Raw genomic sequence first — 11,306 nt, forward strand, 5'->3', positions numbered from 1 at the left:
ATATACTATAAAAAGGAGATGATTCGATGTTGACGGATAGGATGAAAGATGAACTGATTCAGGGATTACGTGATATTTTTGCGAATAACATTGAAGCAATTATCCTATATGGATCTGTTGCAAGGAATGAAAGCACGCCGGAAAGTGATATTGATATAGCGGTTATCGTGAAAAAAGGTATGGATATTGAAACGAAAGATCGGTTTATTTGCTGGGCTGCAGATATGGATCTGCGTTATGATCGCGTTTTTTCTATTGTTGATATTGAAAAAGAAAATCTGCAGAAATGGGGGAAAATCCTTCCGTTCTATCAAAATGTCCAGAAGGAGGGAATTGTTCTTTGGAAGGCAGCCTGAAGGAATTAGCCGGATACCGGATGGATCGTGCAAAGGAAATGCTGGTTGCAGCAAGAGAAAATCTTGAGATTGGACAGTACAAAACATCGTTGAACCGATCCTATTATGCGATTTTCCATGCGATGCGTGCGATGAATATTTTAAAAGGTTTTGATTCATCAAAGCATTCGGGAGTTATTGCTTTTTTAATAAGGAGTATCTCAAAGAAAATATTCTCGATAGGAATTTATCTATCGTAATAAAGAACAGTGCATTTTTAAGAGAAAAATCGGACTATGATGACTTTTATATTGCAAGTAAACAAGAAGCGGAGAAGCAATTGGAAGAAGCAGAACGATTTCTTGATGCAGTGGAAATAGCAATGAATAAAATGAAATAATTTCTGTATCATCTGCAGGGAGTGGACAAGTCACTCCCTGTTTTTTTCGTTTAACAGGAAATTTCGATGGAACTTCCTGTTAAACAAAAAGAAAACCTCTGCATATGAGAATATTTCCCATCTATGCCGGAATGATTGACAGAAAAACTGGAACTCGCGAAGCGTGTTTTCACTTGTTGAGATCGTGTCGAAAATCAAGATGAAGTCCGCCAGCCGGAGCGTGTTCCCGGGATTATCAGTGTGAGACCGGACACCTCCGATACAGCTGTTATGCCGCACTCCTTCCCGGAACTGGCAGCTTCATAAAAAGATTATAGGACGCATAGAGCAAAAATGCAAGATTATCAATGCATTGGACAGGAAATACTAAAAAATAAGATTCGCCAGCGTTACTGCGGCAAAATCCCGCTACAGTGCGCGGGAATGGAGTGACCGTGTACTGTAACTCTCCAGTTTTTCAAAATACGGCGCAAACAGTTCCTTTTCGTACGCGTATCCTGCCATGAACACGCAGTCCATAAAGAGTCTTGTGATTTCCGGATCTTCCTGATCGGCAAGGATCCGTGTCCATTCCGTCCTGGCCTGTTCGCTGAGCTTTTTGAGGAGCCTGTTCCGCTCCTCAAAGAGACCGTCGTCGGTCCTGTTTAAGTCCTCCGGCAGAAAGTCCGCAGTCCGCCCGCAGGGAGACGGGCAGGCGGCACAGTCGGGAGCGATGATGGCTTTCTGCTCGTGTATCTGCGAGATGAGATCGTTCGCAGCGGAAGCGGAGAGAGTGTTTCCTGGCATTGCAGCGGCCAGGGAGGCGAAGAGGACCGGGGCAGTTCCTGCCGGGATCTCCTTTGCTTCTGTGGCGCGGGCAAGACCGATGAGGGCGCAGATGACTGCATCCTGTTCCGGGGTACGGCCGGACGGAGTCTGTGAAGTTGATATTGACATAAGATGTTTCCTTTATAATGATTGTAATGTTACTGTACACGAGTAGGAATTTTCTGGACTGAAAATTCTGTACGATACAGTTGCGGCAGCCGATTTTGCTGATTCAGGATGTGAAACATCGGCAAAATCCAGTTACTTCAGGATCCGTCCATCCGTCCCGATCGTGTAGACCTGCCACGGAATGAACTTTCCGCTCGCCATCAGGGCATTCTTTACAGCAGCTTCGATCCCGCCGCAGCACGGAACTTCCATGCGGACAACGGTCACACTCTGGATCTCGTTGTTTTTGATGATCTCGGTGAGCTTTTCTGAGTAGTCTACGGAATCAAGTTTCGGACATCCGATGAGTGTTACATGACCGTCGATGAAATCGTTGTGGAAATTTCCGTATGCGTAGGCAGTGCAGTCTGCGGCAACGAGGAGCTTCGCACCGTCAAAATACGGGGCGCGGACCGGGGCAAGCTTAATCTGGACCGGCCACTGGGAGAGTCTGCTCTCCATGGAGACCGGTGTGGAGTGCCCCGGGATCGCTGCACTGTGGGATGCCGCAGCGTGGGAGATCGTGCGGCTCATGGAACCCGGACATCCGGTAAATTCCGGCTTTGGGGCCGGGGCATCAGAAGGTGCCAGGGAAGCAGCCTTTCTCGCGGCCATATGTGCTAAGACAGCCTCATGGTCGTAAGCGGCAGCCTCACGTTCCTCAAAGCTGATCGCATCCGCCGGACAGGCCGGAAGACAGTTTCCAAGTCCATCACAGTAATCGTCGCGGATCAGCTTTGCTTTTCCGTCGATCATTGCGATCGCACCTTCCTGGCAGGCAGCCGCACATGCGCCGCAGCCGTTGCATTTCTTTTCATCAATTTTTACGATGGTTCTTTTCATAATGGTTTCCCCTTTCAGATTTTCGTATCATGCCGGAATGCGGACAAACATTCAGCCGCATTTCCGGTTATTATTCGTGGTATCGATTTGTGGTAACTTTGTGTCATGGATTGACTTTCGTGGGGTAAGTATACTACAATAACATAAAAATGTATGTTGTATTTCCAACGAAAACGTTTGAAGTGCGGAGATTTATGACGGAAAAATTTTGTTGCAAGTTCACTTGCATAAGAAATTTTTCCGCCATAAATCTCCATAGGGCGGACGCCCGAAGCTTCTTGTTTTCATGAAATGAAAACAAGAAGACCGCACGTGGCAAGAGAACCACACCTGGCCAAAAGCTTGCCTTCACAAAAAAAGGAGCTTCCCATGTTCACAAACGAAACAATCCCGGATTCCCCGCTCTTTGCAGGAATCCAGCCCGAAGAAAAGGAGAGCATCTTAAAGTGTCTCTCCGCAGTAGAAAAAAAATATGAAAAAGGCGACGCTGTCTTTCTCGCAGGGACCGAGATCCATTCGATGGGCTTTGTACTCTCGGGCAGTGTCGAGATCTCCAGAGATGATTTCTGGGGAAACCGTCAGGTCCTTGGACATGCGGGGAGAGGGGAACTCTTCGGTGAGGCCTATGCCTGCATGCCGGGGGAAGCTCTGATGGTGAACGTGGAGGCGGCGGAGAAAAGCCGGATCCTGTTCCTGAATGTCAGGAAGATCTTGAATGTCTGCACACCGGCCTGTTCCCACCACAATCGCCTGATCCACAATCTTCTATATATTATGGCGAAGAAAAATCTCATGCTGACGAGAAAGATCGATCACATGGGACAGCGGTCCATCCGGGAAAAGGTGATGGCGTATCTCTCCTTCGAATCGGAGAGACAGAAAAAGCAGACGTTTACGATCCCCTACAACCGTCAGCAGCTCGCCGATTACCTTGCGGTGGACCGAAGTGCCTTGTCTGCGGAACTTTCCAGGATGAAAAAGGACGGGCTGATCCGGTTTGAGAAGAACTGTTTTCAGTTATAGTATGATATCAGGGTCAAAAGGTCAGAAATCCGATGCAGACCGATCGGCAGGAGAAAAAGTCTGCCCGGCATTAGAAGAATAGACGAAAGGAAAAACTGTCCGGCCGGACAATGCCAGATCATGCGGGCATGAGAGTACCGACCGGTGACAGCCGCAAAAAACATGATGACAAACAGAGATGAGATCGAGGAGCGCAGACTCCGGCGGGAACAGAACCGGAGAAGACGAAGAAAACAGGAGCGGATCCGCCGTATGATCTTAGGGGGTCTGGCGGCCGTGGTCGTGATCGCCGTGATCACGACAGCGGTGCTCGTGACGAAGAAACTTACCGGGAGAAAACAGGTGAACCCGGCAGATGTAAAGGTGCCGGAGTATGTAAAAGTGGATCTTCTGACTCCGAATAAGTATTCCAGACCGCAGACTCCTCTGGAGAAAGTAAACGGGATCGTGGTCCATTACGTTGCGAATCCCTGCAGCACCGCGCTGGAGAACCGGAACTATTTTGAAGGTCTGAAAGATCAGACGGGTTCGAAGACGACATCAGCCAGCAGCCATTTTGTGATCGGACTTGAGGGAGAAGTGGTACAGTGTATTCCGCTCGATGAGGTCGCCTACGCCTCCAACAACAGGAACAGCGACACGATCTCCATCGAGTGCTGTCATCCGGACGAGACCGGAAAATTTTATGACAGTACATATCAGACGCTGGTGAATCTGTGCGCGTACCTCTGTGTTGAGTTTGATCTGAAGCCGGACGATATCATCCGTCATTATGATGTGACGGGCAAGATCTGTCCGAAGTATTTTGTGGACCATCCGGAAGAATGGGAAACATTTCACAAAGATGTAAAAAATGCGATCAGAATCCTGAAAAAATAATGGGACAATCACTAAAAATCCGAAATTCATTTTGAATTCTTTACCTAAAATTTACAAATATTATATTTAGAATTGAAAAAATACTGTGCTCTATGATATGATGGAGCACAGGGAGAAAATCCGTCGGAAGAAGTCGAAAACGGCGGCATTTTGCCCGCTGCTCGCGAAACTCCGGGCGGCGACAAAAGAGAATGGAGAAGACATTATGAATATCGGATATCTGGAAAGTATCTTCAGTTTCCTGGGCGGTCTCGGTATGTTCCTGTACGGCATGAGCATTATGGGCGACGGCATGCAGAAATCGGCCGGAAGTAAGCTGAACAAGTTCCTGAGAATGGTGACGGACAACCGGCTCCTTGCGGTCGGACTTGGCGCCCTGATCACCGCGATCCTGCACAGCAGCGGAGCGACAACTGTCATGGTCGTCGGCTTTGTAAACGCCGGGATCCTGAATCTGACCCAGGCGGTCGGCGTCATCATGGGCGCGAACATCGGTACGACGATCACCGCATGGATGGTTTCCTTAAACTCTCTCGGTGATGCGATGAAAGTGCTGCAGCCGTCCTTCTTTGCACCGCTTGTTGTTGCAATCGGTTCTTTCTGTCTGATGTTTTCAAAGAAGAAGAAAGAAAGTCTGGTCGGTGAGGTCTGTATCGGTGTCGGACTCCTGTTTGTGGGACTGACGTTTATGTCAAGTTCCGTTGCTCCGTACACGGATGCTCCGATCTTTGCGAAGGCATTTGCGGTTCTCGGAAGAAATCCGATCCTGGGAATCATGGTCGGAGCGCTTGTAACTGCGATCATCCAGAGCTCCACCGCCTCTGTCGGAATTCTTCAGACGCTGGCGGCAAGCGGAGTCGTGACAACGAACGCTGCGATCTATATCACACTCGGACAGAATATCGGTTCCTGTCTGACTGCGATCTTATCGAGTGCAGGCGCAAGCCGGAATGCGAAGCGCGCTTCGGTGATCCACCTGACGTTCAACAGTTTCGGTGCGATCGTCTTCGGGATCGGAATGTATGTGATCTCCATGATGCGACCGGATATTGCTCAGGGAAGTATCAATGCGTTGCAGATCTCGATCTTCCACACGTTTTTCAACCTGACGAACACCCTGCTGCTATTCCCGTTTGCAAAACAGCTCGTTGCGTTCTCCGGTCTGATCGTGCGTGAGACAGAGGAGGACGAGAAGAAAGAGGAGAAAAAGGAAGACGAGCTTCCGGTTCTCGACGAACGTATCTTCAAGTCTCCGACATTTGCACTGGAAGTCGGCGTGATGGAAGTTGTTCATATGGGTAAGATGGCGCTTGCAAATTTAAAACTTGCAACGAGTGTTCTTGTCGAGGGAAAGTATGAACATCTGGATGAGGTCTTTAAGAATGAGACAGAGATCGATATTTTAAATAAGAAGCTGACCGAATATCTCATCAAGGTCAACAATCTCTCTTTAAACGAGAAGCAGAAGGTGCAGGTCAGCAATCTGTTTTACAGCATCAGCGACTTAGAGCGCGTTGGCGACCATGCGGAAAACCTCGCAGAGGCAGCTCAGTATCTGAAGGAACATCAGCTTGCTTTTTCTGAGACGGGTATCGAGGACCTTAAAGAAATCTCCGTAGCGGCCATCGGTGCGGTGGATCATGCAGTCGCAGCCAGAAATGATGGCAATATGGAAGATATCCGACAGGTCAGCAAGCTCGAGGACCGCGTGGATACTCTGGAAGAAGAGATGCGCGACAAGCATATCGAACGTCTCTCCAAGAACGAGTGCAACCCGTCCGCAGGCGTTGTATTCCTGGATATCTTAAGCAACCTGGAACGTATCTCTGACCATGCTTACAATGTGGCCGGATATGTGAAAGATGAGCTGTAAGAGTGGAATAACTTTGATAAGATCAGGATCCTGTATACAGATCCCGGTGAACGTACCGGTTGTATACGGGATCTTTTTTATTTAACAGAACTTCCTGTTAAATAAAAAGGCACTGCGTGCCTAAGATGCGCACTTGCGCGAAGATGAAGATTGTCGCAAGCGACCGCGCGAGACGCCGAATGTGCCGAAGCACATTCTTTTTATGATTTTTACCTTGCCAGTTTTTCTTAACTCCCGTATAATAAAAACATCAGACAACTTGAAATAAATGTGGGGAAAATATATGGAAACAAAGAAAAAAGAAGACCGGAAACTCCTGGGAAGCCAGATCGAAGACCGGATCCTGGAGTATATAGAAAAGAAACCGCTGGCGGTGGGGGACCGTCTGCCAAACGAGTTTGAACTTGCGGAAATGTTCGAGGTGGGGCGAAGTACGATCCGTGAGGCGGTGAAGGGCCTGGTGACAAAAGGGGTCCTTCAGGTGAGAAGAGGCGCCGGAACTTATGTGCAAAGCCTGACACCGGTCGAGGATGATCCGCTGGGACTTACCGCAAAACTTCACGATAAATTTAAGCTGGCGCTTGATCTCTTCGATGTCCGCCTGATCCTGGAGCCGGAGATCGCGGCGAAGGCGGCTGTCTATGCGACGGATGAGGATATCGAGACTCTAAAAAGGCTGTGTAAGGAGACGGAGGAACTCTATCTCGCGGACAAGGACCATATGCCGAAGGACATCGAGTTCCATACCTGGATCGCCCGCTGCAGCAAAAACCAGGTCATGGAATCCCTGATCCCGATCATCAATTCGGGGATCAATACGTTCGTGAACCTGACAAGACGTGCGCTGCGGACGGAGACGATCGTGACTCACCGCGCGATCACGGAGGCGATCGCTTCCCACGATTCCACGGGGGCGCGATGCGCGATGGTGATGCACCTGACGTATAACCGGCAGGAGCTTTTAAGACGGCGGACGGCCTACGAGCAGATGGGAGACGAGGCGTGACTTTTCACGGGTAGGAATTTTCAGAACTGAAAATTCCGTATGATACCGTTGTGGTCGCGGATTTTGCCGATTCGGAATGCGAAGCATCGGCAAAATCCCGTTACAGTGCGCGGGCATGGAGTGCCCGTGTACTGTAACGATGAGGCGGCAAAATCGGGACAGAATGCAGCAGATTGTTTAGGAAAATAAAAAATTAGGGAAATGACCGGATCATGGTGATAATGGAATAAACAGCAGGATTGCAGGGGAAAATAATGCACAATTTTCCCCTGCTTTTTTTGTGCGAAAAAGAGAAAAACCAAAATACATCAGACATGTGTTGCAAAAAGTACAGAAAAATGTTAGATTATGCACATAGACATAAGACATCAGACGAATATAAAAAATTAGCGCCGGAATCCCCGGAGATGTCTGATGAAAATGCCGGAAAGCCCCAGTACTCATCTGGTTTTCACGGTATGCATCACAAGCGCGGTCCCGTCCTGGGGTATCATGCGGATGCCGCGCGTCAAAAAACACAAATATATTGGGAGGTAAATCCACTATGTCTGAAGGAGTTGTACTCAACCCGACCCGCCTTGTCCTGGCAGCCCTGATCGGTCTGGTGATCCTGCTTGTCCTGATCATCAAGTTTAATGTTCAGGCGATGATCGCGATCCTGATCGGTGCGATCTGTATCGGACTTCTCGCGGGAATGCCGACACAGGACATTATTTCGGCAGTAAATGATGGAATTGGAAACACGTTAAAAGGAATTGCCCTGCTTGTAGGTCTGGGATCCATGTTCGGTGCGATCTTAGAGGTCTCAGGCGGCGCACAGACGATCGCCGTCACGATGGTAAAGAAATTCGGTGACGAGAAGGCCGCGTGGGCGCTTGGAATCACAGGTCTCGTGATCGCGATGCCGGTATTCTTCGATGCAGGACTGATCATTCTGATCCCGTTAGCATTCTCCCTTGCAAAGAAGACAAAGCGTTCCTCTCTTCACTATGTGATCCCGCTCCTTGCAGGACTTGCGGTTGGACATGCGTTCATTCCGCCGACACCGGGACCGGTTCTCGTAGCAACGATGTTAAATGTAGATCTTGGCTGGGTCATCTTAGTCGGAATCTTCTGCGGAATCTTCGCGATGATCGTAGCCGGTCCGGTCTGGGGATCCATGTGCGGAAAGAAGTTTTATGTTCCGGTACCGGAGAGTGTGGCAAATCAGGAAGAGATCGATGAGTCCAAGCTTCCGAGCTTCTGGCTGATCGTTGGGATCATCCTGATCCCGTTAGTGCTCATCATTCTGGACTCCATCTGCGGTGTTGTCCCGGCATTAGCCGGTGTTGCTCCGGTCTTTGAGTTCTTAGGTGAGCCGTTCGTAGCACTGTTACTCGCGACTCTGGCTGCTATGTTTGGTCTTGGCTTAAAGCATGGCTACACGATGAAAGAGCTTGAGAAGGTTATGACAAAGTCCTTAGAGCCGACCGGTCTCATCCTTCTCGTTACCGCCTGCGGCGGCGTGCTCCGCTATGTGCTTCAGTACTCCGGTCTCGGAAATGTGATCGGAAACGCGGTTGCATCCATGAATCTTCCGATCGTTGTCCTTGCATTTATCATCGCAGTCCTTGTCCGTATCAGTGTCGGTTCCGCGACGGTTGCCATGACCATGGCGGCAGGTATTGTTGCGGCGCTTCCGGGAATCAGCGAGCTGTCCCCGTTATATCTGGCATGTACCGTAGCGGCAGTAGCGGGCGGCTCCACCGTATGCTCCCACTTCAATGATTCCGGTTTCTGGCTGGTAAGATCCCTCGTGGGAATCGACGAGAAGACGACTCTGAAAACCTGGACCATCATGGAGACCTTAGTCGGCGTGACCGGATTCCTTGTAGCACTTGTAATTTCATTCTTTGCGTAGTAGAAAGATGCAGATACGCAGCTTAAAGCCGCGGTGCATTCGAAACACAGAGAAAGAACAAAATTATTGGAAAGCGGTTCCAATAAAAGATATCATTCGCTCAATAACGAGTAACACCCCACAAAGAAAGAAGGAAATATCATGAAATGTCTGAAGAGTCAGGAAATGAGAAAACTTGCGCCGGAGCTTGATCCGTTAAGGATCGGAACGGGCTGGAAGCCGGAAGAGCTTGCGATGCCGCAGGTCATCATCGAAAGCACGGCAGGTGACAGCCATCCGGGAAGCGGACATCTCCATATCCTTGTAGATGAAGTAAAAAAAGGAATCGCTGAGGCAGGCGGCCATGGCGCGAAATATTTCTGCACCGATATCTGTGACGGCGAGAGCCAGGGAACTGATGGAATCAATTACAGCCTTGCAAGCCGTGAGATGATCGCGAACATGATCGAGATCCACGCGAACGCGACTCCCTTCGATGCAGGCGTATATCTCGCAAGCTGTGATAAGGGAATGCCGGCAAACCTCATGGGCTTATTCCGCGTGAATATTCCGGCGGTTGTTGTTCCGGGTGGAACCATGAATGCAGGTCCGGAGATGTTAACTCTGGAACAGCTTGGCATGTACAGCGCCCAGTATGAGCGCGGTGAGATCGATGAGAAACGCTTAAACTGGGCAAAACACAACGCATGTCCGAGCTGCGGCGCTTGTTCCTTTATCGGAACTGCATCCACCATGCAGATCATGGCTGAGGCTCTTGGCCTTGCCCTTCCGGGAAGTGCGTTGATGCCTGCGACAAGCCCGGATCTCTTAAACTACGCGAGAGAGGCCGGAAAACAGGCAGTTAAGCTTGCAAAGATGGACAACATGCGTCCGAGCGATATCGTGACGATGGACAGCTTTGAAAACGCGATCCTTGTACATGCGGCCATCTCCGGAAGTACAAACTGCTTACTTCACCTTCCGGCGATCGCTCATGAGCTTGGAATCGAGATCACAGGTGACACCTTCGACAGACTCCACCGCGGCGCGAAGTATCTTCTTGATATCCGCCCGGCAGGAAAGTGGCCAGCAGAGTGCTTCTACTATGCAGGCGGCGTTCCGGCGATCATGGAGGAGATCAAAGACCACCTTCACCTTGATGTCATGACCGTGACCGGAAAGACTCTCGGTGAGAACTTAAAGGAATTAAAAGAGAACGGATTCTATGAGCGCTGCGAGAAATGGCTCCGGAAGTTCAACGAGCGCTACGGAATCTCCATCACAAGACAGGATATCATCCGTCCGGCTGACAAGGCCATCGGAACCGACGGCAGCATCGCAGTTCTGCGCGGAAACCTTGCTCCGGAAGGTGCGGTTATCAAGCACACCGCATGCCCAAAGGAGATGTTCAAGGCAGTTCTCAAGGCGAGACCGTTTGATAGCGAGGAAGAGTGTCTGGATGCTGTCCTGAAACATAAAGTTCAGAAAGGTGACGCAGTCTTCATCCGTTACGAGGGACCGAAGGGAAGCGGTATGCCGGAGATGTTCTACACCTCCGAGGCCATCAGCAGCGACAAGGAGCTTGGCCGTTCCATCGCCCTGATCACAGACGGAAGATTCTCCGGTGCATCCACAGGTCCGGTTATCGGACACTGCAGCCCGGAGGCGGCAGACGGCGGCCCGATCGCTCTCGTTGAGGAAGGCGATCTCATCGAGATCGATGTGATGGAGAGAAAGTTAAACATCATCGGTATCAAGGGCGAGAGAAAGACTCCGGAGGAGATCGACGCGGTCCTTGCTGAGAGAAAGAAAAACTGGAAGCCGAGAGAGCTCCGCTACAAGAGCGGTGTGCTCCGTATGTTCAGTGAGCATGCGGCAAGCCCGATGAAAGGTGCTTATCTGGAATTCTAAAAAATATAAAATAAGGCTGGTGGCAAATGCTGGCTGCCGGCCTGCAAAAGAAACGTCCCGGATCCTGAGATGACAGTTCTCTCTGATCCGGGGCGTTTTTATATCATTACCATTTCGCATTCCAAATCGGCAAAATCTACTGCTGCCACTGTACTATTACGGAATTATCAGTTCAGAAAATT

Annotated in this window: 10 protein-coding genes; 8 read left to right on the top strand and 2 right to left on the bottom strand. The window is 49.8% G+C overall.

The window, feature by feature from the left end:
* The first annotated feature begins 26 nt into the window (after positions 1 to 26).
* The gene (locus ACI3EW_RS06125) at positions 27 to 356 is read left to right on the top strand and encodes a nucleotidyltransferase family protein (RefSeq protein WP_118531890.1); all 330 of its coding nucleotides are present in this window, start codon (positions 27 to 29) and stop codon (positions 354 to 356) included.
* Positions 341 to 595 (top strand): HEPN domain-containing protein, encoded by a 255-nt coding sequence (locus ACI3EW_RS06130; RefSeq protein ID WP_243022306.1) that lies wholly within the window; start codon positions 341 to 343, stop codon positions 593 to 595. Before ACI3EW_RS06125 ends, ACI3EW_RS06130 begins: the two co-directional genes overlap by 16 nt.
* Before the next feature lie 548 nt (positions 596 to 1,143).
* On the opposite strand, the gene ACI3EW_RS06135 is transcribed toward ACI3EW_RS06130, so the two are convergent.
* Positions 1,144 to 1,671: a hypothetical protein gene (locus tag ACI3EW_RS06135; protein ID WP_118531885.1), complete on the bottom strand. Its 528-nt coding sequence runs from the start codon at positions 1,669 to 1,671 to the stop codon at positions 1,144 to 1,146.
* A 132-nt stretch (positions 1,672 to 1,803) separates the two neighbouring features.
* Entirely contained in the window at positions 1,804 to 2,553 is a 750-nt protein-coding gene (locus tag ACI3EW_RS06140; RefSeq protein ID WP_118531883.1) for an ATP-binding protein, read from the bottom strand.
* A 369-nt stretch (positions 2,554 to 2,922) separates the two neighbouring features.
* Between ACI3EW_RS06140 and ACI3EW_RS06145 the strand changes: the two genes are divergently transcribed.
* The 6 genes from ACI3EW_RS06145 (at position 2,923) to ilvD (ending at position 11,124) form a co-directional block, all read left to right on the top strand.
* Positions 2,923 to 3,576 (top strand): Crp/Fnr family transcriptional regulator, encoded by a 654-nt coding sequence (locus tag ACI3EW_RS06145; RefSeq protein WP_405579810.1) that lies wholly within the window; start codon positions 2,923 to 2,925, stop codon positions 3,574 to 3,576.
* A gap of 162 nt (positions 3,577 to 3,738) precedes the next feature.
* Entirely contained in the window at positions 3,739 to 4,455 is a 717-nt protein-coding gene (locus ACI3EW_RS06150) for a peptidoglycan recognition protein family protein (RefSeq protein WP_405579813.1), read from the top strand.
* 205 nt (positions 4,456 to 4,660) lie between these two features.
* Entirely contained in the window at positions 4,661 to 6,328 is a 1,668-nt protein-coding gene (locus tag ACI3EW_RS06155; RefSeq protein ID WP_118531936.1) for a Na/Pi cotransporter family protein, read from the top strand.
* Positions 6,329 to 6,611: 283 nt separating this feature from the next.
* On the top strand, positions 6,612 to 7,334 hold the full coding sequence (locus tag ACI3EW_RS06160) for a FadR/GntR family transcriptional regulator (protein ID WP_118320813.1): 723 nt from the start codon (positions 6,612 to 6,614) through the stop codon (positions 7,332 to 7,334).
* Positions 7,335 to 7,878: 544 nt separating this feature from the next.
* Positions 7,879 to 9,234 (top strand): GntP family permease, encoded by a 1,356-nt coding sequence (locus tag ACI3EW_RS06165; protein ID WP_405579817.1) that lies wholly within the window; start codon positions 7,879 to 7,881, stop codon positions 9,232 to 9,234.
* Between the two features lie 150 nt (positions 9,235 to 9,384).
* Positions 9,385 to 11,124, top strand: a complete 1,740-nt coding sequence (gene ilvD, locus ACI3EW_RS06170) for a dihydroxy-acid dehydratase (RefSeq protein ID WP_345941748.1) — start codon at positions 9,385 to 9,387, stop codon at positions 11,122 to 11,124.
* The last annotated feature ends 182 nt before the right edge of the window (positions 11,125 to 11,306 follow it).

Origin of the sequence: Pilosibacter rotomagensis (assembly GCF_045062245.2) — a bacterium.
GTDB lineage: Bacteria > Bacillota > Clostridia > Lachnospirales > Lachnospiraceae > Pilosibacter.